The organism is Streptomyces sp. NPDC002018, from assembly GCF_042890865.1.
GTDB lineage: Bacteria > Actinomycetota > Actinomycetes > Streptomycetales > Streptomycetaceae > Streptomyces.
Genome location: NZ_JBIASO010000001.1, coordinates 397,464 through 421,973, shown reverse-complemented (window position 1 = coordinate 421,973; position 24,510 = coordinate 397,464). Strand labels below are relative to the sequence as shown.

The following is a 24,510-nucleotide window of genomic DNA, read 5'->3' as shown; positions in this document are numbered from 1 at the left end:
GGCGCGGCCCCCGGCCGGTGCCTGGCGTGGGAGCATATGACCCGGTCGGGACGGGGGTGTTCCGGCCCGTCGAACGGGGCAGGGAGGGGGCGCCATGGCGGGTGCGGGCGGCACGCCGGAACACGCGGTAACCGCGGGAAGACCGGTGCCCGCGGGAAGGAGAGCGAGGGCCGCGCTGGACGCGGCCCGGCGGCTGCTGGAGGCAGCGCAGCGGCTGCTCGACGATCACACCCGCGCCGTCACCGCCATACGGGACGCCTTCGCGCCGCTCCAGCGGGAGCTGATCGGGGCGGAGTTGAGGGCGATCCCGGTCTCCCGGCTCAAGGATGTCACCGAGGGAAGACTACGGCTCGCCGCCCTCGAACAGGCGGGGTTCACCTCGGTGCACGAGGTGTACGAGGCGGGCAGGGCCACCCTGCGTCTGCTGCCCGGGGTCGGGGACGGGACCGCGGGCCAGGCGGTGGCCGCGGCCACCCGGATCGCCGAGGCGGTCGGCGAGACCGTGTCGGTGCGGATCGATGTCGACCACCCCGAGCCGCGCACCACCGCGCTGGTCGTCGCCCTGCACCGGCTGGTCGAGGCCGGTCCCGGGCTGCGGCGCGTCCATGACACCGCCGAGCGGCTCACCACGGAGCTGCGCGCGCTGCTGCCGGAGGCGGCTCCGGCGCGCGGCCGACTGCGGATGGCGCTGACGGGACGGGACGGCAGGAGCCGGGCGCTCGGCGCGGTCGGCCGGATCCGGCGGCTGCTGGACGAGGCGGCGGAGGCGGAGCTGCCGCTGCTGCTCGCGCAGATGTCGGCGGATCTGCTGCGGGAGCCGGCCTCGGAGATCGAGGCCTGGGTCGACTTCGAGCTGCGCTCGACCGAGTACTACGGCGTGCTGGCGCGGACAGCGGGCGGGACCCCCGATCTCACGGCCGCCGAGGGCTTCCTGCCGTCCGAGATCGCCGGACGGGTACGGGCCCAGCCGCTGGACGACACCCGGCTGCGGGTGTCGCTGCGCGGCTACCAGTCGTTCGGGGCGCGGTTCGCGCTGGCCCAGCGCCGGGTGATCATCGGCGACGAGATGGGGCTCGGCAAGACCGTCCAGGCCATCGCCGCGCTCGCGCATCTCGCGGCGCGGGGCGGTACGCACTTCATGGTGGTGTGCCCGGCCAGTGTGCTGATCAACTGGGTCCGGGAGATCGGCTCCCGGAGCACGCTGCGGGCGATTCCCGTGCACGGGCCCGACCGGGGGGAGGCGTTCGCGCGGTGGCGCGAGCGCGGCGGGGTCGCGGTCACCACCTTCGACTCGCTGCACACGCTCCCGCCGACCGGAGACGGAGACGCGCCCGCGCTCGCGGCCGCGGCCGCGGCGGGGACCGTGGACGCGCCCGCGGGCCGAGCCGGGGGCGGGGGGCGGCGCGACGAGCCGCTCATGCTCGTCGTGGACGAGGCCCACTATGTGAAGAACCCGGACACCCGCAGATCCCGTGCCCTGTCCGGCTGGGCCGAACAGGCCGGTCATGTGCTGTTTCTGACGGGCACCCCGATGGAGAACCGGGTCGCGGAGTTCCGGGGTCTGATCCGGCGCCTCCAGCCCGACCTGGCCCCGGCCCTCCAGGGCATCGGCGCGGTCGCGGGCCCGCACGCCTTCCGCCGCGCGGTCGCCCCCGCCTATCTGCGCCGCAACCAGCGGGACGTCCTGGCCGAACTGCCGGCGCTGGTGCGGGTGGACGAGTGGGAGGAGCTGAGCGCCGGCGATCTGGACGCGTACCGGGCGGCGGTGGCCGACGTCCACTTCATGCGGATGCGCCGGGCGGCGTACGCGCGGCCGGAGACCTCCGCCAAGCTGGGGCGGCTGCGGGAGCTGGTCGCCGAGGCCGCGGAGAACGAGCTGAAGGTGGTGGTCTTCTCGTACTTCCGCGAGGTGCTGGCCACCGTTCACCAGGCCCTGGGCGAAAACGTGTTCGGGCCGCTCTCCGGCGATGTCCCGGCGGAACGCCGTCAGGGGATCGTGGACCGCTTCGGCGCGGTCCCGGGCCATGCCGTGCTGCTGAGCCAGATCCAGGCGGGTGGGGTCGGGCTCAATATGCAGGCCGCGTCGGTCGTCATCCTCTGCGAGCCGCAGATCAAACCGACACTGGAGCACCAGGCGGTGGCCCGCGCGCACCGGATGGGGCAGGTCCGTACGGTCCAGGTGCACCGGCTGCTCGCGGTCGACAGCGTGGACGAGCGTCTGCTGGACATCCTCGCCGACAAGAACCGCCTCTTCGACGCGTACGCCCGGCGCAGCGAGATGGCCGATGCCACGCCTGACGCGATCGATGTGGCGGACCGGGAGATCGCCCGCCGGATCGTGGAGGAGGAGCAGCTACGTCTGACGGGCGGACCGGGCCCGCGTCTTCCGCGCCGCCCGCTCTCCGACACCCCGTAGGGCCTCCCGTCCGGATCGTGCTGGGCCCACGGGGCCCCGGCACCCCGGCACCCCGGCACCACGCCCCGGGCCGTGGGCCCCGGGAGCCTTCGGACGCTACAGCGGGTCGCCCGGCCGCGCCGTGTAGGTCGCGCGGAGACGGTCGACGGCGGGATGACGGGCCTCGAACCCGGTGGCGTCGATCGCCGCGACGGCCCGCACTCCGACGGCGGCATTGGTCGCGAACGCCGCGTGCAGGGAGCCGACGTCCGCGAGCGCGACCGGGGCGACCCGGTGCTCGTGGGCCTCCTGGAGCAGCCGCATCGTCACTCCGGGGAGGTGGGCGGCCTCCGGCCAGAGGGCCGTGTCGCCGTCGAAGAACCCGATGTTCCAGGTCACCCCCTCGGAGACGAACCCGTGGCCGTCGACGAAGAGCGCGTCGTCGTACCCGGCGAGCCGGGCGGTACGGCGATGGCGCAGGGACGCGAAGAGTCCGACGCTCTTCACCTCGGGCGCGTCCCGGGTGTACGCGACGGAGCCCACCCGCAGGGGCGGCAGGGGCGCGGTGGACGCCTGACGGTGTGTGACCAGGATGTGCGGGTCGCCGGCGCGGTCGGGGCGCCCGATGTCCAGGGCCGGATCGAACACCGTGACCCGTATCGTGGCCGCGCCCCTGGCCGGTGCGGCCCGGCGCAGCAGCGCCCGTACGCGGTCGAGGTCCAGCTCCGTCCCGAACAGCGCCCGGCAGTCCCGGCCGAGCCGGTCGAGATGCAGGGCCAGCCCCCGTACCCGTCCCCCGTCCACCAGCAGGGTCGTGAAGTGCCCGTAGTTGGTGAGCGCGAGCGCCGTGAGCTGGTCCAGGCCGACGGACCGGCCGTTGAGTTCCGCCATGCCCTCAGGATGGCAGCAGGAGGGGCACCGGCGACGGGCGGTCCAGGGCCTCTCGTCCGGATCTTGCTGGGCTCGCGTGCCCCGGCCAGATCCAGACCAAAGACCCTAAGTGTCTTTCACCCCGGCCGCCTCATGAAAGGTGACGATCGCCTCACCGTTGGCTCTCGCCCATTCGGTCAGCCTCGCGATGGGCTCCTCAAGGGTGCGCCCGAGCTCGGTCAAGCTGTACTCGACACGTGGTGGTGCCTCGGCGTACGCGCGCCGCTCGACGAGCCCGTTGTCCTGGAGGCGGCGCAGCGTCTGCGTCAGTACTTTGCGCGAGACGCCTCCGATCAGCTCGACCAGTTCGCCGTGCCGCAGGGGACCGTCGCTCAGCGCGAAGAGCGTGACCACCGCCCATTTGCTCGCAATGATCTCGATGGCCAGGCGGGCGGGACAGTCGGCGAGGAAGACGCTCCCGGGACGGAGGCTCATGAGCCGAAGGGTACCTTCGGGTACCTGTCGGCTGCCTAACGTCGGCGGTATGCAGCGCACCCCTCCGAAGGGCGCCGAGGTCGAGCTCGGCGTCCTCTCCCTCACCTGCGTGGCCCCAGGTGCCGGTGAGCCGTCGGCTCGGCCGCCACCGTGCCGGGGGGTGTCCACCACACCCCGCGCCCGCACGCACGCACGCCGGGACGTGCGCGTGCGTGCGACTTCACCTGACGGCAGATCCACACCCACGCGGAGGAAACAGCCATGCCCAACCCGACCACCTATGTCCTCGTGCACGGCGCCTGGCACGACGGACGGTCCTGGAACCGTGTCGCCCCGCTGCTCACTGCCCAGGGCCACCGTGTCTTCACGCCGTCCCTCACCGGCCATGGGGACAGGGCACATCTGCTCACCCCCGAGGTCGGGCTCACCACCCATGTCGAGGACGTCGTCGGCCTCATCCTCGACCACGACCTGAACGACCTCGTCCTCGTCGGACACAGCTACGCGGGAATGGTCATCTCCAGCGTGGCGAACCGGGTCCCCGAGCGCATCGCGCGCCTGGTGTACATCGACGCCATGGTGCCGACGCACGGCGAGAACGCCATCGATGTCATGCCGCTCACGCGGGTGATGATCGACGGTGCCGCCGGGAGTGCCCAGCCCTGGCGCATTCCGCCGCTGCCGGAGTTCCCGGCGCCGCTCGGCCTGTTCGGCATCACCGACCCCGATGACATCGCCTGGCTCAGGACCACGCTCACGGACGAGTCGGTCCTCTGCTTCCAGCAGCCGGCCGAGATGGACAACCCCGCGCAGGCGTCGATCCCCCGGGTTCACATTCTCTGTGTGGGCAGCGAGCCCGAGGGCGTCACTCGTCGGCCCGTCCCGGAGACTCAGCCCAACGGCGAGCCGTCCCGCGTCCATGAGCTGAAGACCGGTCACGACGCCATGATCACCGAGCCGGTGGAGCTCAGCGCCCTGCTGCTCGACATCGCCTGACCCGTGAACTGGTCCCCGACGCCGGGGGCCGGCCGCCGCCGGGGCGGGGCCTCGGCCCCCAAGGCCCCGCGCCGGCCCCGGCCCCGGTCACGGCCCCGCCCACGGCACCACGGAGGTCCCGGCCGTCCGCCCCGGGGGCCGGGGCGGACGCGCCGGACCGGGGCCCGGCCCCCGTCAGCGGGAGCCGGTCGTCCTCGCGGCTGTCGGTGCGGCGGTCAGTGGCCCTCGTGGCCGGTCGCTCCCTTGGCTCCCTGCGACCCCTGCGCCGCCTTCGAGCCCTTCTCTCCCTTGGCTTCCTTGGCCTCCTTGGCGCCCTCCGCGCTCATCGGATGCTCCGGATGGTGGGGCTCGTACCCGGGGATCGTGCCGTCCGGCTTCTTGACCAGCAGCAGGCCCGCCATGCCCATGTCCGAGTGGCTCTGCACATGGCAGTGGTACATCCAGGCACCCGCGCCGACATGCTCCCCCGCGAGGATCTGGAAGCCGAAGGAGTCCGCCGGACCGGTGATCTTGTTGTCGATCACCCGGCTGGGATCGTCGGGACCGGTGAGCAGGCCCGTCCGGTTGTCCGCCCAGCGGTGACCGTGGATATGGAACGTGTGGTAGAACTCGCCGTGCGTGATCATGATGATCTCGACCCGGTCACCGACGGTCGCCTCGAAGTTCGGGGCCTGCGCGCCGGTCTTGTTGTTGATCGTCATGTCGTTGAAGACGATGGTGAACTGCTTGTCCGGCAGGATGTCACCCTTCCTGCGGACGACCACGGGGCCGTACAGCCCCTTGCGGAGACCGCCGGTGCCATGGTCCGTACCGACCACATGGTCGTGGTAGTGCCAGTACCCCGCGCTGCCCGGCCGCCACGTGCCGTCCGGCCGCTTGCCGGGCGTGTGGGTACGCCAGGTGTACGTACGGGTACCGCCCGGCTCGACATGACTCCTGCTCAGCCGGGTGCCGTCGCTCGCTATGTCGTAGTCCACGCCGTGCACATGGAGGCTGACCGCCACATCCGTGGTGTTCTCGAACTCGATGTGGAGGGTGTCCCCCTCGGTCAGCTCGATCAGCGGGCCCGGGACACTCGCCTTGCCCTTCTCGAAGCCGTAGCCCATCTGACCGTCCGGCAGATTCTCGGCGTACAGCTTGAGATGGCGCACCTGGCCCCCGGCGGGAGCGGTCCTGGGCGGGGGCTCCGCCGAGGTCGCCGCGGGCGCCGAGGCAACCGACAACGATGTCACCCCTGTGGCCGCCACCGCGCCGCCCGCGAGCAGCCGCCGGTTGAAGCTCCGTCTGTCCATGGCCATGCCGACTCCCCTGTGCCGTACGGAGGTTTGCGGGGCACACGAGTCCCCGGGGACGGCCACACGGTAGACCAGTGATCTACGTTTATCCACAGCCAGGACAAAGTTCGTTCGATTGCGGTGATACCTATTGGCGAGCCGCCGAAAGGGGTCTAGCTTCATTCGCTGTTGCTATGACCACAGAGGGGTGGGTGAACACATGCAGCGCGCACCACATCACCGGTCAAGATCCAGGCGCGGGATGGCCGCGGCCCTGGTGGCCGGAACGATGGCGGCGTCACTGCTCGGCGGCACCGCCGCATCGGCCAAACCGTACCCGGAGCCGGCGTCGACAACGTTGTCCCTTCCGTCACCTCCGGGCGGGAAGAACGTCAAGGTCCTCGTCTTCCACGCCTCGGCCTCCGAGGAGTCCCCGGTCGTCAACGCCGGTATCGAGGCGATCGAGGCGATCGGGCTGTCGGGACCCGCGGCCGGCCGGTTCAAGACCGAGGCGACGGACGACGGATCCGTCTTCACCAACGCGACCAAGCTGGGCAAATACAACGCGGTCGTCTTCCTCACCGGCGGCGGCGATGTGCTCGACCCCGAGCAGGAGGCCGGCCTGGAGACCTTTGTGGAGGCCGGCGGCGGCTTCCTCGGCATCCATGACGCGGCCCGTACGGAGCCGTACTCCGACTGGTTCACCGGACTGGTCGGAGCCCGGCCCACCGGCGCCCCCACCGCTGTCCAGCGTGCGACCGTCGAGGTCGGCGACCGGATCAATCCGGCCACGAAGAACCTCCCGCTGGAGTGGAAGCGGCCGGACAAGTGGTTCAACTGGGCGTCCAACCCGACCGGCACGGTGCACACCGTCGCCCGGGTCAGGGAGGCCAGCTACCAGCCGGGCACCGGCGCCAACGGCCCGGACCACCCCATCTCCTGGTGCCGCGACTACGACGGCGGCCGGTCCTTCTACACCGGCATGGGCGGCACGGTCGAGTCGTACGCCGAGACAGACTTCCGCGACCATCTGCGCGGCGCACTCCAGTGGACGACGCGGATCTCCCGCGCCGACTGCAAGGCGACGATCGACAGCAACTACCAGGCCGAGCGGGTCACCCAGCCCAACCAGCCGGGCCGGCAGGACCAGATCGGCGAGCCGCACGGACTGGTCGTGGCGCCCGACGGCCGGGTGCTGTACATCGGCCGCGGCGGTGGCGACAACGCCGCTCCCGTGGTGACCGACTGGAACAACCCGGAGATCGGCAAGGGCCTGGGCCAGATCCATGTCTACGACCCCGCGACGAAGAAGGTGACGCTCGCGGGCGCGCTGACGGTCTTCGGCAACAAGGGCGGCGGCGACGAGCTGGTCAAGGTCGAGGAGGGACTGCTCGGTATCGAGCTGGACCCGGGGTTCGAGACCAACGGCTGGGTGTATCTGCACTACACGCCGCACGCACAGCTCAACCGTGACACCCGGATGGCCGAACGCCGGGTCTCCCGCTTCACCCTGGACCTGGCGACCAACAAGCTGGATCTCGCCTCCGAGAAGGTCCTGCTGAAGTGGCCCGTCCAGGTCCACAGCTGCTGCCACGCGGGCGGCGGCATGGCGTGGGACTCGAAGGGCAACCTCTACATCGCGACCGGCGACAACAACTCGTCCGGCTTCAGCGACGGGTACTCGGGCAACAACCCGCAGCCCAACTACAAGGGTGTCTCCTTCGCGGACGCCCGCCGCACGGCGGGCAACACCAACAACCTGAACGGGAAGATCCTCCGTATCCACCCGGAGCCCGACGGCACCTACACGCTGCCCGCCGGGAACCTGTTCACGGGCGAGGAGACGGAGGAGGGCGGCGACAAGACCCGCGGCGAGATCTATGTGATGGGCGTGCGCAACACGGCCCGCATCTCCATCGACAAGAAGACCGACATCCTGTACGCGGGCTGGGTCGGTCCCGACGCGGGCTCGCCGAGCACCGTCTGGGGGCCGGCGAAGTACGACACGTTCTCGGCCATCACCAAGGCGGGCAACCACGGCTGGCCGTTCTGCATGGGCAACAACCAGCCCTACCGGGACCGCAATCTGCCCGACCCGTCCAAGCCGCTCGGCTGGTACAACTGCAACGCCCCCAAGAACGAGTCCCCCAACAACGACGGTCTGGTGAACCTGCCGCCCGTCACGCCCAACACCATCTGGTACTCACCGCAGGGCGGAGCCCCCGACTACCCGCGTGACGCCAACGGCGTGCCGAGCTACAAGCCCGCCGAGGCGAAGTATCTGCTGCCGTGGCTCAAGGGCGGCGGCCAGGCGACCATGGACGGCCCGGTCTACCGCTACGACGCGCAGAGCACCAGCGCGGACAAGTGGCCGGAGTACTGGGACGGCAAGTGGTTCGTCGGTGACTTCTACGACGCGACGGACAGCCCGCGCCACGCGGTGCTGACCGACCCCAAGACCGTCGGCAAGGGCGGTCTGCCGGTCCACGCCGAGACCCTGAAGAAGATCATCCCGGTCGGTCAGGGCGGTATCCGCAACCTCATGGACTGGAAGTTCGCGCCGGACGGCTCGCTCTATGTCCTCGACTACGGGCGCGGCTTCTTCACCTCCGACTCCCAGTCCGCGCTGTGGCGTGTGACCTACAAGGGCGGCGAGCCGACCCCGGCCGCCTCCGACCTGGCCAGGAAGGCGGCGCAGTGAGACAGCGATCCCCTCGTTCCCTCCTCGGGTACCGCCCCCTACGGGTGTGGACGGCCCTGGTGGGCGCGTTCCTGATGGTGCTGGGCCTGACGTCGACCGCGGCGTACGGCCGGCCCGTCGACCTCTCGGGCGGCGGGAAGGCGTCCGCCGCGGCCCAGGTGCTGACATGGACGGCCGGTGACCCCATCGACCGTTATCTCAGCTTCCCGACCACCGCGCTGGCCGGACCGACCACGATCGTCTTCGAGAACAGCCAGGCCACCGGCAACACCACGGGAATGCCGCACACGCTGACGTTCGATGTGTCGGATCCCGAGTACAACAACGATGTCGCCCTGAACATCCTGGCCAATCCGAGTGACGCCAACGGCGGCAAGTACTCCGTCGAGGTCCGGCTCACCCCGGGCAAGTACCGCTTCCACTGCTCCATCCCGGGGCACGGCCAGATGACCGGTGTGCTCACCGTGACGGAGGTCGGCCCGGGGGACACCACCGCTCCCACCACCGACGCGAAGGTGGAGGGCCAGCAGAACGCCGACGGCGCCTATGTCGGGTCCGCGACGGTCTCGGTGACGGCGACCGACGAGGGCTCCGGCGTGGCGACGACCGAGTACGCGGTCGGGGCCGACGGGCCGTGGCAGCCGTACACGGCTCCGGTGGTGGTCGACCAGGTCGGCAGCCATACGATCCGCTACCGGGCCACCGACCAGTCGGGGAACGTGGCGGCGGAGAAGTCCGTCGCCTTCACCGTGGTGGCCCCGCAGACCGATGACACGGCGCCGCCGGAGACCTCGGCGACCGTGAGCGGTGAGCAGAACGAGGACGGCGACTATCTGTCGATGGCCACGGTCACCGTCACCGCCTCGGACACCGGCTCCGGTGTCAACACCATCGAGTACGCGCTCGGGGCGGGCGGTGCCTGGCAGCCGTACACGGCTCCGGTGATGGTGCACGAGGTCGGCACCCACACGGTCCGCTACCGCGCGACCGACAAGGCGGGCAACGCGGCGGCCGAGAAGTCCGTCGCCTTCACCGTCGTGGAGCCGCAGGCCCAGGACACGACAGCGCCGGTGACCTCGGCGGCCGTGACCGGTGAGAAGAACGCCAACGGCGCCTTCATCACCAGTGCCAGGGTGACGCTCACCGCGACCGACGCCGAGTCCGGTGTCGACAAGGTCGAGTACTCCCTCGACGGCGGTCCGTACCTCGCGTACACGGCCCCCGTCATCGTCGACCGGGTCGGCTACCACACGGTCGCGCACCGTGCGACCGACAAGGCGGGCAACACCTCGCAGGCCAAGCAGGCGACGTTCACCATCGCGCAGGGCGGCGGCGTTCCCGCGCCCAACTGCGCCGAGTACGACGAACGGCTGACGGTCATCGTCGGTACGGTCGACTCCGGTGTGCCGAACCGGCTGACCCGTAGCCGCTGCACCATCAACGAGCTGATCGAGGACGAGCGGGAGTGGACCTCGCAGGCCCTCTTCCTCAAGCACGTCGACTCGGTGCTCGACAAGCTGTTCACCGACAATGTCATCGACCAGCGCGAGTTCAACAAGATCACCAAGGCCGCCAAGCAGTCCAAGATCGGCAAGCCCGGCCAGACCGAGGGCTACCGGGATCTCTTCGACGGTACGGCGGAGTCCCTCGCCAAGTGGGAGCAGGTGGGCGGCGGACAGTTCGCGCTCTCGGGCGACGGTGCGATCACCAGCAGCACCACGGTCGAGGGCATGGGCATGCTGTGGTTCCCGGAGCGCAAGTACGGCGACTTCTCGCTGAAGCTCCAGTTCCGTGACGACGCTCCGGGCAACGGCAACGCCAACGGCGGTGTCTTCGTCCGCTTCCCGAACGTCCACGACCACCCGGAGGAGTCCCGGCCCGAGTGGGTCGCCATCAACTACGGGCACGAGGTGCAGATCCTCGACCGCCCGGACGGCGACATGTACAAGACCGGCTCGATCTACGGCTTCGACCGCGTGGGTCTGGGCGGTGCGGGAGTCACCCCGAAGGGCACCTGGAACGACTACGAGATCCGCGTGGTCGACCAGCACTACACGATCCTGCGCAACGGTGTGGTGATCAACGAGTTCGACAATCTGGGCGGACAGTCGTTCACCCCGCCGCGCTCCGGTGACCCGGGCACGGACGGCCGGCGGTACGCCACCGGTTATGTCGGGCTCCAGGTCCACGGGACGACCGATGTGATCTCGTACCGCAGCATCCGGATCAAGGAGCTGTAGCCACGGCGGTGCGCCGCCGACGGCGTGCCGGATCACCTGTCCGAGGTGCCTCTCTCCCCGGGATCCCGGGGAGAGAGGCACCTCGACTTTCTCCGCCTCTCCGGCTCTGCCTCTCCCGTTCCCGCTACTTCTCCGGTTCCCGCGCGCGGGCGCGGCTGGGCTGGACGCGCTTCGGTTCCCCCGGCATCTTCGGATAGTCCGGGGGATACGGCATGTCCCCGAGCCCCTGGTCCCGCTCCTGCCGCTCGGCCAGCTCCAGCAGGCCCTCCAGACCGAACGCCTCGTCCGCCATCCCCGCGTGCACATCACCCGCCTCGGCGAACCGCGCCGGCATCGTCGCCAGGTCGAAGTCGTCCGGAGCGGCCTCGTCCAGCTCGGCCCAGCGCAGCGGCGCGGAGACCGGGGCGTGCGGGCGCGGGCGTACGGAGTAGGCGGAGGCGATGGTGCGGTCGCGGGCGGTCTGGTTGTAGTCGACGAAGATGCGCTCGCCGCGCTCCTCCTTCCACCACGCGGTGGTCACCCGGCCGGGCATCCGCCGCTCCAGCTCACGGCCGATCGTGATGGCGCACCGGCGGACCTCGGAGAAGGTCCAGCGCGGCTCGATGGGGATGAAGACATGCAGACCGCGGCCGCCGGAGGTCTTGGGCCAGCCGCGCAGGCCCTGTTCGGACAGGAAGCCGTGCAGTTCGTGGGCGGCCCTGACCGCGTCCTTGAAGTCCGTGCCCGGCTGGGGGTCCAGATCGATGCGCAGTTCGTCGGGGTGATCGGTGCGGCCCCTGCGCACCGGCCAGGGGTGGAAGGTGAGACAGCCGAGATTGGCCGCCCACAGCACGGCGGCGACCTCGGTGGGACAGATCTCGTCGGCGGAACGGCCGCTGGGGAACTCGATACGGGCCGTGGGAATCCAGTCGGGCAAATTCTTCGGCGCCCGTTTCTGGTAGAAGGACTCCCCCGCCACCCCCTCCGGGTAGCGCTCCAGGGTGGTCGGCCGGTCCCGCAGCGCGCGCACGATGCCCGGCCCCACGGCGAGGTAGTAGCGCGCGACATCGAGCTTGGTGAATCCGCGTTCCGGGAAGTAGACCTTGTCCGGGCTGGACAGCCGTACGGTCCTGCCGTCCGCCTCCAGCTCCACCGCTGCGCCCATGGGGGCCACGCTAGGCCGGGCACGGGCGGACCGCACATCGGGCGGAGCGTCCTGTTCCCGAGCAGAATCGGGGCATGGACCTGCCGGTGATGCCTCCTGTGAAACCCATGCTCGCCAAGTCCGTGGCCCGGATCCCGCCGGGGATGCAGTACGAGGCCAAGTGGGACGGCTTCCGGGCGATCGTCCACCGTGACGGCGACGAGGTGGTGATCGGCAGCAGGACGGGAAAGCCGCTCACCCGCTACTTCCCCGAACTGGTCGCGGTCCTGCGTGACCAGTTGCCCGAGCGCTGTGTGGTCGACGGCGAGATCGTCGTCGTCCACGGGGACCGGCTCGACTTCGACCGGCTCTCCGAGCGCATCCACCCGGCGAAGTCCCGTGTGGACATGCTGGCCGAGCGCACCCCGGCGAGCTTCGTCGTCTTCGATCTGCTGGCCCTCGGGGACGCCTCACTGCTCGACACCCCGCTGGCGCGGCGCAGAGAGGCGCTGGAGGCGGCGCTGATCGGCCTCCGTCCGCCGCTCCATCTCGCGCCCGCCACCACCGATGTGGAACTGGCCGGGCAGTGGTTCGACCGCTACGAGGGCGCCGGGCTGGACGGAGTGATCGCCAAGCCCCTCGATCTGCTCTACCGGCCGGACGCCCGGCTGATGTACAAGATCAAGCATGAGCGGACGGCGGACGCGGTCGTCGCCGGGTACCGCCCGCACAAGAGCGGTCCCGTGGTCGGTTCGCTGCTTCTGGGGCTGTACGACTCCGGGGGCGTCCTCCAGCATGTCGGGGTCTGCGCCGCGTTCACGATGAGGCGCCGCGCGGAGCTGGTCGAGGAGCTGGCGCCGCTGCGGATGGAGTCGGCGCAGGGCCATCCCTGGGGGGCCTGGGCCGAGGAGTCCGCCCATGAGAGCGCACGGCTGCCGGGCGGGCCGAGCCGCTGGTCCGGGACGAAGGATCTGTCGTGGCTGCCGCTGCGGCCCGAGCGGGTGTGCGAGGTCGCGTACGACCATATGGAGGGCGACCGGTTCCGGCACACCGCGCAGTTCCGCCGCTGGCGGCCCGACCGTACGCCGGAGAGCTGTACGTACGCGCAGTTGGAGGAGCCGGTGCGCTACGACCTGGCGGAGGTGCTGGCGCCCCGGTGACGACCCGGCGGATCACTCCACGAAGGTGCCGTCCACATACACCCAGGCGCCGTCGTGCCGGGCGAAGCGGCTCCGCTCGCGCAGGGCGCCCGGGGTGCCCCGCTGGAGGAAGCGGGCGCGGAAGGTGACGGTGCCGGTGGTGTGGAACGGGCTGCCGTCGGCGGTGTCCAGGATCTCCAGACCGCTCCAGCGGACCGTGGGGTCGAGGTCCAGGTCCGCGGGCCGGGTGGCGGGGTCCCAGCTCCTCAGCAGATACGGCCGGTCGCCCACGGCGAAGGCGCTGTACCGGGAGCGCATCAGCAGTTCCGCCGTGGGCGCGGTGGCGGATCCGGAATGGAAGCGCCCGCAGCACGCGCCATAGGCGGTGGGCAGTCCGCAGGGGCAGGGCGAGGCACCGGTCAGGGCATCGGGGCGGGCGAATCCGGCGGGGCGGGCTGACCGGCTGGATCGGGCGGGGCGTCGGGCCATGGTCCCATTCTCGCGGTCCGCGCACCCGCCTCTCACGCCGGCCCGAACCTGCGCCGGTACGCGCTCGGCGCCAGCCCCGTGCGGCGCCGGAGCTGGATCCGCAGATTCGCGGCCGTCCCCAGTCCGCTGACGCGCGCCACCCGGTCGAGCCGTGTCTCGCCCTCCTCCATCAGCCGGCAGGCCAGGGCCACGCGCTGCCCCGTGAGCCAGGCCAGGGGGGTGGTGCCGAGCTGGCCGCGGAAGCGGCGGTGCAGCGTGGCCTGGCTGACCGCCGCCCGCGCCGCCAGGTCCGCCACGGTCAGCCCGGTGTCCAGCCGCTCCCCCGCCCAGGCGAGCAGCGGTCCGAGGGAGGCGTCGGGTACGGCGGGCAGCGGCTGCTCGACGAACTGGCGCTGTCCGCCGTCGCGGTGGAGCGCGAAGACCAGCCGGCGGCTGACGGCGACGGCCACCCGCGCGCCGTGGTCCTGGCGGATCAGCTCCAGACAGGTGTCGAGCGCCGCCGCGCTGCCGGCGGCCGTGACGATGTCGCCGTCGTGGACGAACAGCACATCCGGATCGAGCCGTACGGCCGGGAAGCGGGCCGCGAACAGCTCGGCCCAGCGCCAGTGGGTGGTGGCCCGCCGTCCGTCGAGCACCCCGGCGGCGGCCAGGGTGAACGAGCCGGTGCAGAAGCTGACCAGCCGGGCGCCGCGCGCGGCGGCCCGGCGTACGGCGTCCAGCACGGCCGGCGAGGGGTCGGTCCCGGGGTCGGGCCGGTTGGGGACGATCACGGTGTCCGCCCGGTCCACGGCGTCGAGCCCGGACACCCCGGAGAGCTGGAAGAACCCGGAGTGCATCCGGACGGGGCCGGGCTCGGCGCACAGCTCGAAGTCGTACCAGCGCCGGTCCAGCTCGGGGCGGGCGAGGCCGAAGAGCTCGGTGGCGACGCCCATCTCGAACGGATTCGAACCGTCCGAGACGATCATCACCACCCGGTGCGAGAAATCTTGCGTCATATGCGATTCCTAGCACTCACACCGTCCCGGGGCCAGCGCCGATGATCGTCGTATGAGCACTGAACCCGTCCATGACCGCACACCCGCCGAGCCGGTCGCGCTGTCCGAGGCACTCGCCACCTTCGACGCGCTGTGGAGTCCGCGCATCGTGACCCGCGTCAACGACTACGACGTACGGATCGCCAAGGTCGCCGGCGACCATGTCTGGCACGTCCATGACGACACGGACGAGTTCTTCCAGGTCGTCGAGGGGGAGCTGCTGATCGCACTGCGCGAGGAGGGCGGCGAGCGGACGGTCGCGCTGGCACGCGGCTCGGTCTTCGTCGTACCGCGCGGTGTCTGGCACAGGCCGTCCTCCGCCGGGGGCGCGTCGCTGCTGCTCTTCGAGCCGAGCGGCACCCTCTCGGTCGGGGACCGGCACGACGGGGTACCGGAGCATGTCGACGCCACGACCGGACACCGCCTCTGAGCACGCTCCGGCCGCACTCCGTCCGCGTTCCGCCCGCGCGGCCGCCCATGGATCCGCCACCCCCGCCCAGCCGACTGGGTCGGCTGGGCCCGCTCGGTCGGCTCAGCCCGCGAAGGCCGTCCCGGGCAGTCCCTGCCCCGCGTCGGGCAGGACCAGCAGCGAGCCGGAGAGCGGATGCGGCTGCTCGATGCCCGTGCGGGCCGAGGTGATGTAGAGGTCACGCAGCCCGGGGCCGCCGAAGGCGCAGGCGGTCGGACGCCGGACGGGCAGGGCGACGGTACGGTCCAGGGCGCCGCGCGGGGTGTACCGCCGGAGCTGTCCGCCGTCCCAGAGGGCGACCCAGACACAGCCGTCCGCGTCCACGGTGAGCCCGTCGGGAACACCGGCTCCGCGCTCGACGGTCGCCAGGGCGCTTCTGTCCGTGATCCGTTCACCGTCGGTCCGGAACCGGTCGATACGGCGGGTGGGGCTGTCGATGTAGTACATCGTCCGCCCGTCGGGACTCCAGCCGGTCCCGTTGCCGACGGTGACGGTGAACGCCTCGGTGACCGCGCCCCCGGGCGCCACCCGGATCAGCGCGCCGCCCCCGTACCGCTCGTCGTACCGCATGCTCCCCGCCCAGAGCGAGCCGTCGGGGGCGATCGCCGCGTCATTGCCGCGGCGGCCCGGGACCGAGTCGTGGACCAGCCAGGAGAAGGCTCCGTCCGGTCCGTAGAGCCCGATGCCGTCCCGGAGGTTGACCACCAGACCGCCGCCGGCGCGGGGTTTCGCCGCGCCGACATGCTGTTCGGCGGCCATCACCGTACGGCGGCCGTCGGCCGGGTCGTAGGTGTGGATCCGCGAGGCGAGTATGTCGACCCAGATCAGCCGGCCGGTGCCGGCGTCCCAGGTGGGTCCCTCGCCGAGCAGGGCCCGTTCCCGTACCGCGACGGTGACACGGGCCCTCACGCGCGCCCCCGGTGCCCGAGCCGTACGGAGAGCGTGCTCGCTCCCTTGGCGGCGAGCTGGGCCAGTTCCTCCTCGCGCTCGTCGCTCCAGCGGATCATCGGTACGGAGATGGACAGGGCGGCGACGACCCGGCCCGCGCTGTCCCGTACCGGCGCGGCCACACAGCTCACGTCCGGGTTGGACTCCCGGCGCTCGACGGCGATCCCCCGCTCCCTGATTCCCGCCAGTTCGGCGCGCAGTTCATCGGGATCGGTCACGCTGGCGGGCGTCATGGCGATGAACTCGTGCCCGGCGAAGCGCAGTTCGAGTTCGGCCTCGGGCAGTGAGGCGAGCAGCATCTTGCCGACCGAGGTGCAGTGCGCGGGCAGCCGGCGGCCCGCGGCCGAGACCATACGGACCGCGTGGGTGGAGTCCACCTTCGCGATGTAGATGACGTCGGTGTCTTCGAGGATGGCGACATGCACGGTCTCGTCGCAGGTCTCGGCGATCTCGACGGCGACCTGCCGGCCCTCGGCGGCGAGATCGAGCTGTTCGGCGTACCGGCTGCCGAGCTGATAGGTACGCACATCGAGGCGGTAGCGCCCCGGCTCGCCCGGGACCGGCGCCAGATACGAGCGGGCCGCGAGCGTGGTGAGCAGTTCGTGCACGGTGGTACGCGGCAGTTGGAGCCTGCGGATCACCTCGGGGGCGGAGAGCGTGCCGTCGCCCTCCAGGAAGAGTTCGAGTATGTCCAGGGCCCGTGTCACCGCGGGGACGAGCCGTCCCATGTCCGGTCACCCACCCCTCTTGTTCGGCACGTCGGCCATTGGCCGGAATGACGAACACAGGCTAACCGCCGCGCGACCCATTGACACCCCTCGGAGTGCCTGAATACCGTCACGCCACGATTTCGAACGTGTGACGAAATACCGAACAGACACGAGGGGCAACCGCCGTGCGCATAACGGGAATCAGCACACACGTCGTCGGTACGCCGTGGCGCAATCTCACCTATGTCCTGGTCCATACCGACGAGGGACTCACCGGTGTCGGCGAGACCCGGATGCTCGGCAGGACCGACGCGTTGACCGGGTATCTCCGTGAGGCCGAGATCAACCACCTGCGGGGATCCGATCCGTTCGCGGTCGAGGACCTCGTCCGCCGGATGAAGTACGGCGACTTCGGACGGGCGGGCGAAATCGTGATGTCGGGCATCGCCGTCGTCGAGATGGCCTGCTGGGACATCAAGGGCAAGGCCCTGGGCGTGCCGGTGTGGCAACTGCTCGGCGGGAAGGTCACCGACAGGGTCATGGCGTACGCCAACGGCTGGTACACCACGGAACGCACCCCGGAGGGCTACCACAAGGCGGCGCGGGCGGTGGTGGAGCGCGGCTACCGGGCCCTGAAGATCGATCCGTTCGGGACCGGTCACTACGAGCTGGACCGGGCGGCGAGCAACGAGGCGGTGGCCCTGATCGAGGCGGTACGGGACGCGGTCGGCCCGGGGACCGAGCTGATGCTGGAGATGCACGGGCGGTTCAGCCCGGCGACGGCGGTACGGCTCGCGCGTGAACTGACCCCGTACGCCCCGGCCTGGCTGGAGGAGCCGGTACCGCCGGAGAATCTGAAGGCGCTGGCCAAGGTGGCGGGAAAGGTCGACCTGCCGATCGCGACCGGCGAACGCATCCATGACCGGATCGAGTTCCGTGAGCTGTTCGAGTCGCAGGCGGCCGACATCATCCAGCCGGACGTGGGGCACATCGGCGGCATCCTGGAGGCCAGAAAGCTGGCGGCGACCGCCGAGACACACTACATGCTGGTCGCGCCGCACAATGTCGGCGGTTCGGTGCTGACCGCGGCCAGCCTCCAACTGGCCGCCTGTACACCGAACTTCAAGATCCTCGAACACTTCAACGACTTCGCGGACGCGGAGATCACGAAGGTGGTCGCCGGCGCTCCCCGTGTCGACCCGGCCACGGGCTGCTTCGAGGTCCCGGACGCGCCCGGTCTGGGGGTCACCTTCGATGTGGACGCGGCGGCCGAGTTCCCGCAGCGGCAGGCGCGGTTCGACCTGTGGGCCGAGGGCTGGGAGAAGCGCGCACCGAAGGCGGACCGGTGAGCCCCGTGACGAACACTCCCGCGCGCACCCCGGCGCGGGCTCCCCACGACAGCGCGGCGGCGGCCGACGGGGCGGGCAGCCGGGCCGTCGTCGTCGACCGCCCCGGAGCGCACCGGCTGGTGCGCGGCCCCGTCCCCGTGCCGGGGCCCGGCGAGGTGCGGGTGCGGGTCGCCGCCGCCGGGATCTGTCTGAGCGACCGCGAGCTCTACGACGGCCGCCGTGACGCGGCCCATGTGCGCTACCCCGTGGTGCCGGGACACGAGTGGGCGGGGACCGTCGATCTGGTGGGCGAGGGGGTGGATCCGGGGCTGACGGGCCGCAGGACCGTCGCCGAGGGGTTCCGTGCCTGCGGGACCTGCGCGCGCTGCCGCGGCGGCGAGACCTCGCTCTGCGCCCGGGGGTACGACGAGACGGGCTTCACCCGTCCCGGCGCGTTCGCCGACCATGTCGTCGTTCCCGCGCGCCTGCTGCATCCGCTGGCCGACGACGCGGATCTGCGCGCCGCCGCCCTGCTGGAACCGGCCGCGGTGGTGGCGGCGGCCGTACGGTCGAGCCCTCCGGAGCCGGGCGAGCGGATCGCGGTGGTGGGAGGGGGGACGCTGGGGCTGCTCGCCGTACAGCTCCTGGCCGCCCACTCCCCCGGCGAACTCATGGTGATCGAGCCGCGCGGCGAACGAGCCGCGTCGGCGCGGGAGTTCGGGGCGAGCGCGACGGCCGCACCGGCGGATGCCGCGGAGCTGCACGGGCGCTACGACCTCGTCGTGGAGACGGCCGGCGCGCCGGACACCGCCGCCTCGTCCTGTCTGCTGGCCCGGCGTGGCGGCCGGGTGGTGCTCACCGGGATGTTCACCCCCGGCGCGCGCGGTATCGACCCGGTGCATCTGTCACTGCACCAGCTCACGGTGCGGAGTGTGTTCGGCGCCCCGTCCGCCGCGTGGTCCTTCGCCGTACGGGCCTTCACCGCCGGGGTGTTCACCCCGGGTCCGCTGGTGACCCATGAATTCCCGCTGGAGCGGTACGGGGAGGCCGTGGCGCTGGTCGGCGGGGGCGATCCGGGCACCGGAAAGGTACTGCTGCGCCCCTGACCGGGCGCCGGCCCAGCCGCCCCGACCACCACCGGCACCGGTCCTGGACCCGCCACCGCCACCGCCACGGGCACCTCCACCGGCACCGGCACCGGCACCGGCACCGGCACCGGCAGCACGCCGTACCCCCGCGCACCCGCCGTCCCGAGTCGGGGCCGCCATCCCGAACCGCGTCCGGCATACCGAACACCACCGGCACACGACATCCGCGCACGACCGGCACCACCGCACGACCGACGCGCCCACCGAACCGAAGGACCCGTCCGTGACCGACGTATCAGCCCCCGCCCCCCGCCGCCCCGGCGAGCAGGCGCTCGCCGCACTCGGCCTCGCCGCGCCCGAGGACAACCCCGCGGACACCTCCCCCCACACCTTTCCCGACGGCGGTCTCTGGCGCACCGAGATCCCGTCCGTCGAGGGACCCGAGAGCCTCTCCGTCGTCCTCCGGGAGGCCGACCGGCTCGATGTGCCGGTCCACCGGGTCAGCCAGGGCAGCGGCGTCTGGATGCTCTCCGACGCCGAGATCACCGAGATGGCCGACGCCTGCGCGGCCCGCTCGGTGGAGCTGTGTCTGTTCACCGGACCGCGCGGCACCTGGGACACCGGCGGCTCGGTCCGTACGGACTCCGGCGGAGCGGGGCTGCGCGCCCGTGGCCACGGCGCCATGGCCGGCTGTGTCGAGGACGCGCTGCGCGCGACGGAGCTGGGGGTGAGATGTCTGCTCGTCGCCGACGAGGGCGTCCTGTGGACCCTGCACCGGCTGCGGGTCCGGGGTGTCCTGCCCGCCGACACCACCTTCAAGGTCTCGGCGCTCGTCGGCCCGGTCAACCCGGCGTCCTACGCGGTGTTCGAACGCCTCGGGGCCGACTCGATCAATGTGCCCTCGGATCTGACGCTCGCCCATCTCACCGAGATCCGCCGGAGCAGCGGCGCCCCCATGGACCTCTATGTGGAGGCGCCCGACGACCTCGGCGGCTATGTCCGGATGTACGAGACGGCGGAGCTGATCCGGCGCGGCGCCCCCCTCTATCTGAAGTTCGGGCTCTCGAAGTCCCCGGCCATCTATCCGTACGGCGCACAGCTCCGTGACACCGCGCTCAGCGGCGCCCGGGAACGGGTGCGCCGCGGCCGGCTGGTGCTCGATCTGCTCGGCCGCCACGGCGCCGACGGCGGGATGTCGCCGCTCGGCTCCCGGCTGCCGGGCCCGCTCAGCCGTTTCCCCCTCACCCAAGACAAGGACTGATGCCCCCATGCGTATCCGCCGTGCCCGCCGCGCCGCACTCGCCGTCACCGCCGTGTCCCTGGTGCTCTCCCTCGCCGCCTGCGGGCAGAACAGCGAGGGCGGCAGCAAGGACGAGTCGAAGGGCGGGGAGGGATCCACCGTCGGTATCGCGATGCCGACCAAGTCGTCGGAGCGCTGGATCGCCGACGGCGCCAACATGGTCGCCCAGTTCGAGAAGCTCGGCTACCGCACCGACCTCCAGTACGGCGAGGACAATGTCGCCCAGCAGGTCTCCCAGATCGAGAACATGATCACCAAGGGCGTGGACGTCCTGGTGGTCGCGGCGATCGACGGCCGCGCCCTCACCGATGTCCTCCGGCAGGCCGCCGACCAGGACATCAAGGTGATCTCGTACGACCGGCTGATCCTCGGCACCGGGAACGTCGACTACTACGCGTCCTTCGACAACGAGCGCGTCGGGGTCCTCCAGGCCACCTATCTCATCGACAAGCTGGGGCTGAAGGACAGCGGCAAGGGCCCGTTCAGTATCGAGCTGTTCGCGGGCTCCCCCGACGACAACAACACCCGGTACTTCTTCGACGGCGCGTGGAAGACCCTCAAGCCGTACATCGACGCGAAGCGGCTGGTGGTCAGGAGCGGCCAGACCAGGCTGGAACAGGTCACCACACTGCGCTGGGACGGCGGCACCGCGCAGAAGCGGATGGACGACCTGCTGACCAAGGCGTACGGCTCCCGGCGCGTGGACGCGGTGCTCTCGCCGTACGACGGGATCTCCATCGGCATCCTGTCGGCGCTCAAGTCCGACGGGTACGGGACGGCCGCCAAACCGTATCCGCTGGTGACCGGGCAGGACGCGGAGGTCGCCTCGGTCAAGTCGATCATCGCGGGGCAGCAGACCCAGACCGTCTACAAGGACACCAGGGCGCTGGCCAGGCAGGCCGTGCAGATGGCGGACGCCGTGCTCAACGACAAGAAGCCCGAGGTCAACGACGAGAAGACCTATGACAACGAGGTCAAGGTCGTACCCGCCTATCTGCTGGACCCGGTCAGCGTCGACAAGTCCAACTACCGGTCCGTGCTGGTGGACTCCGGGTACCTCGAGGCGGGTGATCTGACATGACCGTCCCCGTCCTGGAGATGCGCTCCATCGGGAAGACCTTCCCGGGGGTCAGGGCGCTCTCCGAGGTCAGCCTCACGGTCGCCCCGGGGGAGGTGCACGCCGTCTGCGGGGAGAACGGCGCGGGCAAGTCCACCCTGATGAAGGTGCTCAGCGGGGTTCATCCGCACGGGAGTTACGAGGGCGAGATCCTCTTCGAGGGCGTCCCGTGCGCTTTCAGGGACATCCGGGCCAGCGAGGCCCAGGGCATTGTGATCATCCATCAGGAACTGGCCCTGATCCCCTACTTGTCGATCGCCGAGAACATCTTCCTCGGCAACGAGCACGCCACCCGGGGCGTCATCAGCTGGAACGAGACGCTGCGGCACGCGGCCGCGCTGCTCGAACGGGTGGGGCTGCGTGAGCACCCGCAGACCCGGGTCGCCGACATCGGGGTCGGCAAGCAGCAGCTCGTGGAGATCGCGAAGGCGCTCGCCAAGCGGGTGAGGCTGCTGATCCTGGACGAGCCGACCGCCGCGCTCAACGACGCCGACAGCGCCCGGCTCCTGCGGCTGATCCTGGAGCTGAAGGCCCAGGGCATCACCTCGATCGTCATCTCGCACAAACTGAACGAGATCGCCGAGGTGGCCGACTCCGTCACGATCCTCCGGGACGGCCGGACCATCGAGACGCTCGATGTGCGGGGCGGCTCGGCCACCGAGGACCGGATCATCCGGGGCATGGTCGGCCGCGATCTCGACCACCGCTTCCCCGAACGGACCGCCTACGCGGGCGATCCGGGGGCGGAGCCCGCGCTCGACATCCGCGACTGGACCGTCCATCACCCCATCGACCGCCGCCGCAAGGTCGTCGACGGGGTCTCGCTCCAGGTCCGCAGGGGCGAGATCGTGGGGATCGCGGGGCTGATGGGCGCGGGCCGCACCGAACTGGCGATGAGCGTCTTCGGGCGCTCCTACGGCCGGGAGATCAGCGGAAGGATCTTCAAGGACGGCCGCGAGATCCGTACCCGGACCGTGCCGGAGGCCGTCGCGCACGGCATCGCGTATGTCACCGAGGACCGCAAGCGGTACGGGCTCAATCTCATCGACACCATCGCCAGGAACATCACGATGAGCGCCCTGGGCAAGGTGTCCGCTCGCGGGGTGGTCGACGAGCACGAGGAGACCCGGGTCACCGAGTCGTACCGCACCGGCATGAACATCAAGGCGCCCACCGTCTTCGAACAGGCGGGCCGGCTGTCGGGCGGCAATCAGCAGAAGGTCGTCCTCAGCAAATGGATCTTCGCGGGTCCCGATGTGCTGATCCTCGACGAGCCCACCCGGGGCATCGACGTCGGCGCGAAGTACGAGATCTACACCGTCATCGACCGGCTCGCCGCACAGGGCAAGGCGGTTGTCCTCATCTCCTCCGAACTCCCCGAACTGCTCGGTATGTGCGACCGCGTGTACACCATGGCGGCCGGCCGGCTCACCGGCGAGATCCCCCGGGCGGAGGCGACCCAGGAAGTCCTGATGCGCCATATGACCAGGAACACGAGGTAGTCGACATGGGTCCGGTCACCACCCACACAGCGAAGGACGGCGTTCCGGAGGACGGCGGGCCGGGGGCCGCCCCGCCGCCGTCACCGTCCGGGCCGGCCGCCGCGGGAACGCTGCTGCTGGAGGCCGCGCGCCGCAACATGCGGCAGTACGGCATGCTCGTCGCCCTCGTCCTGATCGTCGTGCTCTTCCAGATCTGGACCGACGGTGTCCTGCTCAAGCCGAACAACGTCACCAATCTGGTGCTCCAGAACAGCTATATCCTGGTCCTCGCCATCGGCATGATGATCGTCATCGTCGCGGGCCATATCGATCTCTCGGTGGGCTCGCTGGCCGCGTTCGTCTCCGCCGCCTGCGCGGTGATGATGGTCCAGCACGACCTGCCCTGGGCGCTCGCCCTGGTCGTCGGGCTGCTCATCGGGGCGCTCGCGGGGGCCTGGCAGGGGTTCTGGATCGCGTATGTCGGCATTCCGTCGTTCATCGTCACCCTCGCCGGGATGCTGCTCTTCCGCGGCGGTACGCAGATCTTCCTCGGCTCACGCTCGCTCGGCCCCTTCCCCGAGGGCTTCCAGAAGATCGCGACCGGCTATCTCCCCGAGGTGGGTCCGGTCACCAACTATCACAATCCGACCCTGCTGCTGGGGCTCGCGCTGCTCGCCGTCGCGGTGTTCCAGGAGGTCAGGGACCGGCGCCGGCAGCGGGCCTACGAGCTGGAGGTGCTCCCCCGCGGTCTCTTCGTGCTCAAGTGCGTGGGGCTGGCGGCGGCCGTGCTCGCCTTCACGATGACCCTGGCCAGCTACCGGGGCGTCCCGGTGGTCCTGCTGCTGCTCGCCGCGCTGCTCATCGGCTTCGGCTATGTCATGCGCAACGCCGTCGTCGGCCGCCATGTGTACGCGCTCGGCGGCAACCGGGCCGCGGCGAAGCTGTCCGGCGTCAAGGACCGCCGCATCACCTTCCTGGTCTTCGTCAATATGGGGGTGCTCGCCGCGCTCGCCGGAATCGTCTACGCGGCCCGGCTCAACGCGGGCGTACCGCAGGCGGGCATCAACTTCGAACTGGAGGCCATCGCGGCCGCGTTCATCGGCGGCGCGTCGATGAGCGGCGGCGTGGGCACGGTGTTCGGCGCGATCATCGGCGGGCTGGTGCTGGGCGTGCTCAACAACGGTATGTCGCTGGTCGGGATAGGCCCGGACTACCAGCAGGTCATCAAGGGACTGGTGCTGCTGGCGGCGGTGGGCTTCGACGTCTGGAACAAGCGCAGGGCGGGCGCCTGAGGGCGGCGGAATACACGCGGC

General features: G+C 71.0%; 20 protein-coding genes. 12 read left to right on the top strand and 8 right to left on the bottom strand.

Annotation, left to right across the window (positions count from 1 at the left end; genetic code table 11):
* Nucleotides 1-94 precede the first annotated feature (94 nt).
* Nucleotides 95-2,416 carry a DEAD/DEAH box helicase gene (locus ACFYYH_RS01800; RefSeq protein WP_388544483.1) on the top strand — a complete coding sequence of 774 codons (2,322 nt, stop codon included), beginning with the start codon at nt 95-97 and terminating at the stop codon, nt 2,414-2,416.
* Nucleotides 2,417-2,512: 96 nt separating this feature from the next.
* On the opposite strand, the gene ACFYYH_RS01795 is transcribed toward ACFYYH_RS01800, so the two are convergent.
* Together ACFYYH_RS01795 and ACFYYH_RS01790 are read right to left on the bottom strand one after the other, a co-directional pair.
* Nucleotides 2,513-3,286, bottom strand: a complete 774-nt coding sequence (locus ACFYYH_RS01795) for an aminotransferase class IV (RefSeq protein WP_388544482.1) — start codon at nt 3,284-3,286, stop codon at nt 2,513-2,515.
* A 105-nt stretch (nt 3,287-3,391) separates the two neighbouring features.
* On the bottom strand, nt 3,392-3,760 hold the full coding sequence (locus ACFYYH_RS01790) for a winged helix-turn-helix transcriptional regulator (RefSeq protein WP_388544479.1): 369 nt from the start codon (nt 3,758-3,760) through the stop codon (nt 3,392-3,394).
* Nucleotides 3,761-4,021: 261 nt separating this feature from the next.
* On the opposite strand from ACFYYH_RS01790, the gene ACFYYH_RS01785 reads away from it, so the two are divergent.
* Complete coding sequence (locus ACFYYH_RS01785) at nt 4,022-4,756, top strand: alpha/beta fold hydrolase (RefSeq protein WP_388544476.1); 735 nt, start codon at nt 4,022-4,024, stop codon at nt 4,754-4,756.
* A gap of 215 nt (nt 4,757-4,971) precedes the next feature.
* Here the strand turns inward: ACFYYH_RS01785 and ACFYYH_RS01780 are convergent, their stop codons facing one another.
* The gene (locus tag ACFYYH_RS01780; protein ID WP_388545275.1) at nt 4,972-6,048 is read right to left on the bottom strand and encodes a multicopper oxidase domain-containing protein; all 1,077 of its coding nucleotides are present in this window, start codon (nt 6,046-6,048) and stop codon (nt 4,972-4,974) included.
* A 202-nt stretch (nt 6,049-6,250) separates the two neighbouring features.
* On the opposite strand from ACFYYH_RS01780, the gene ACFYYH_RS01775 reads away from it, so the two are divergent.
* Nucleotides 6,251-8,731: a ThuA domain-containing protein gene (locus tag ACFYYH_RS01775; RefSeq protein WP_388544473.1), complete on the top strand. Its 2,481-nt coding sequence runs from the start codon at nt 6,251-6,253 to the stop codon at nt 8,729-8,731.
* Between the two features lie 74 nt (nt 8,732-8,805).
* Nucleotides 8,806-10,971 (top strand): OmpL47-type beta-barrel domain-containing protein, encoded by a 2,166-nt coding sequence (locus ACFYYH_RS01770; RefSeq protein WP_388545272.1) that lies wholly within the window; start codon nt 8,806-8,808, stop codon nt 10,969-10,971.
* Nucleotides 10,972-11,095: 124 nt separating this feature from the next.
* Here ACFYYH_RS01770 and ligD read toward each other — a convergent pair whose 3' ends face one another.
* On the bottom strand, nt 11,096-12,115 hold the full coding sequence (gene ligD, locus ACFYYH_RS01765; protein ID WP_388544470.1) for a non-homologous end-joining DNA ligase: 1,020 nt from the start codon (nt 12,113-12,115) through the stop codon (nt 11,096-11,098).
* A gap of 74 nt (nt 12,116-12,189) precedes the next feature.
* Here ligD and ACFYYH_RS01760 point away from each other — a divergent pair, with 74 nt between their 5' ends.
* On the top strand, nt 12,190-13,254 hold the full coding sequence (locus tag ACFYYH_RS01760; protein WP_388544467.1) for an ATP-dependent DNA ligase: 1,065 nt from the start codon (nt 12,190-12,192) through the stop codon (nt 13,252-13,254).
* 12 nt (nt 13,255-13,266) lie between these two features.
* Here the strand turns inward: ACFYYH_RS01760 and ACFYYH_RS01755 are convergent, their stop codons facing one another.
* Together ACFYYH_RS01755 and ACFYYH_RS01750 are read right to left on the bottom strand one after the other, a co-directional pair.
* Entirely contained in the window at nt 13,267-13,722 is a 456-nt protein-coding gene (locus ACFYYH_RS01755) for a YchJ family protein (RefSeq protein WP_388544464.1), read from the bottom strand.
* Between the two features lie 32 nt (nt 13,723-13,754).
* Nucleotides 13,755-14,717 (bottom strand): helix-turn-helix domain-containing protein, encoded by a 963-nt coding sequence (locus ACFYYH_RS01750; RefSeq protein ID WP_388544462.1) that lies wholly within the window; start codon nt 14,715-14,717, stop codon nt 13,755-13,757.
* Nucleotides 14,718-14,769: 52 nt separating this feature from the next.
* Here ACFYYH_RS01750 and ACFYYH_RS01745 point away from each other — a divergent pair, with 52 nt between their 5' ends.
* Nucleotides 14,770-15,186: a cupin domain-containing protein gene (locus ACFYYH_RS01745; RefSeq protein WP_388544459.1), complete on the top strand. Its 417-nt coding sequence runs from the start codon at nt 14,770-14,772 to the stop codon at nt 15,184-15,186.
* A 102-nt stretch (nt 15,187-15,288) separates the two neighbouring features.
* Here ACFYYH_RS01745 and ACFYYH_RS01740 read toward each other — a convergent pair whose 3' ends face one another.
* Together ACFYYH_RS01740 and ACFYYH_RS01735 are read right to left on the bottom strand one after the other, a co-directional pair.
* Nucleotides 15,289-16,134, bottom strand: a complete 846-nt coding sequence (locus ACFYYH_RS01740) for an SMP-30/gluconolactonase/LRE family protein (RefSeq protein WP_388544457.1) — start codon at nt 16,132-16,134, stop codon at nt 15,289-15,291.
* Nucleotides 16,131-16,901: an IclR family transcriptional regulator gene (locus tag ACFYYH_RS01735; RefSeq protein WP_388544454.1), complete on the bottom strand. Its 771-nt coding sequence runs from the start codon at nt 16,899-16,901 to the stop codon at nt 16,131-16,133. The genes ACFYYH_RS01740 and ACFYYH_RS01735 overlap by 4 nt, the downstream gene beginning before the upstream one ends.
* A 167-nt stretch (nt 16,902-17,068) precedes the next feature.
* On the opposite strand from ACFYYH_RS01735, the gene ACFYYH_RS01730 reads away from it, so the two are divergent.
* The 6 genes from ACFYYH_RS01730 (at nt 17,069) to mmsB (ending at nt 24,489) form a co-directional block, all read left to right on the top strand.
* Nucleotides 17,069-18,232 carry a mandelate racemase/muconate lactonizing enzyme family protein gene (locus ACFYYH_RS01730; RefSeq protein WP_388544451.1) on the top strand — a complete coding sequence of 388 codons (1,164 nt, stop codon included), beginning with the start codon at nt 17,069-17,071 and terminating at the stop codon, nt 18,230-18,232.
* A 116-nt stretch (nt 18,233-18,348) separates the two neighbouring features.
* Complete coding sequence (locus ACFYYH_RS01725) at nt 18,349-19,317, top strand: zinc-binding dehydrogenase (protein WP_388545269.1); 969 nt, start codon at nt 18,349-18,351, stop codon at nt 19,315-19,317.
* 265 nt (nt 19,318-19,582) lie between these two features.
* A complete protein-coding gene (locus tag ACFYYH_RS01720; protein WP_388544449.1) occupies nt 19,583-20,560 on the top strand; it encodes a hypothetical protein in 978 nt (325 codons plus the stop codon).
* 7 nt (nt 20,561-20,567) lie between these two features.
* Nucleotides 20,568-21,680 (top strand): multiple monosaccharide ABC transporter substrate-binding protein, encoded by a 1,113-nt coding sequence (chvE, locus tag ACFYYH_RS01715; RefSeq protein ID WP_388544447.1) that lies wholly within the window; start codon nt 20,568-20,570, stop codon nt 21,678-21,680.
* Complete coding sequence (gene mmsA / locus ACFYYH_RS01710; RefSeq protein ID WP_388544445.1) at nt 21,677-23,218, top strand: multiple monosaccharide ABC transporter ATP-binding protein; 1,542 nt, start codon at nt 21,677-21,679, stop codon at nt 23,216-23,218. Before chvE ends, mmsA begins: the two co-directional genes overlap by 4 nt.
* Before the next feature lie 5 nt (nt 23,219-23,223).
* Nucleotides 23,224-24,489, top strand: a complete 1,266-nt coding sequence (gene mmsB / locus ACFYYH_RS01705) for a multiple monosaccharide ABC transporter permease (protein ID WP_388544442.1) — start codon at nt 23,224-23,226, stop codon at nt 24,487-24,489.
* Nucleotides 24,490-24,510: the final 21 nt, after the last annotated feature.

Coding starts and splice junctions, on each gene's coding strand:
- ACFYYH_RS01800 (WP_388544483.1), top strand. CDS start 95: ATGGCGGGTGCGGGCGGCACGCCGGAACACGCGGTAACCGCGGGAAGA.
- ACFYYH_RS01795 (WP_388544482.1), bottom strand. CDS start 3,286: ATGGCGGAACTCAACGGCCGGTCCGTCGGCCTGGACCAGCTCACGGCG.
- ACFYYH_RS01790 (WP_388544479.1), bottom strand. CDS start 3,760: ATGAGCCTCCGTCCCGGGAGCGTCTTCCTCGCCGACTGTCCCGCCCGC.
- ACFYYH_RS01785 (WP_388544476.1), top strand. CDS start 4,022: ATGCCCAACCCGACCACCTATGTCCTCGTGCACGGCGCCTGGCACGAC.
- ACFYYH_RS01780 (WP_388545275.1), bottom strand. CDS start 6,048: ATGGACAGACGGAGCTTCAACCGGCGGCTGCTCGCGGGCGGCGCGGTG.
- ACFYYH_RS01775 (WP_388544473.1), top strand. CDS start 6,251: ATGCAGCGCGCACCACATCACCGGTCAAGATCCAGGCGCGGGATGGCC.
- ACFYYH_RS01770 (WP_388545272.1), top strand. CDS start 8,806: ATGGTGCTGGGCCTGACGTCGACCGCGGCGTACGGCCGGCCCGTCGAC.
- ligD (WP_388544470.1), bottom strand. CDS start 12,115: ATGGGCGCAGCGGTGGAGCTGGAGGCGGACGGCAGGACCGTACGGCTG.
- ACFYYH_RS01760 (WP_388544467.1), top strand. CDS start 12,190: ATGGACCTGCCGGTGATGCCTCCTGTGAAACCCATGCTCGCCAAGTCC.
- ACFYYH_RS01755 (WP_388544464.1), bottom strand. CDS start 13,722: ATGGCCCGACGCCCCGCCCGATCCAGCCGGTCAGCCCGCCCCGCCGGA.
- ACFYYH_RS01750 (WP_388544462.1), bottom strand. CDS start 14,717: ATGACGCAAGATTTCTCGCACCGGGTGGTGATGATCGTCTCGGACGGT.
- ACFYYH_RS01745 (WP_388544459.1), top strand. CDS start 14,770: ATGAGCACTGAACCCGTCCATGACCGCACACCCGCCGAGCCGGTCGCG.
- ACFYYH_RS01735 (WP_388544454.1), bottom strand. CDS start 16,901: ATGGGACGGCTCGTCCCCGCGGTGACACGGGCCCTGGACATACTCGAA.
- chvE (WP_388544447.1), top strand. CDS start 20,568: ATGCGTATCCGCCGTGCCCGCCGCGCCGCACTCGCCGTCACCGCCGTG.
- mmsA (WP_388544445.1), top strand. CDS start 21,677: ATGACCGTCCCCGTCCTGGAGATGCGCTCCATCGGGAAGACCTTCCCG.
- mmsB (WP_388544442.1), top strand. CDS start 23,224: ATGGGTCCGGTCACCACCCACACAGCGAAGGACGGCGTTCCGGAGGAC.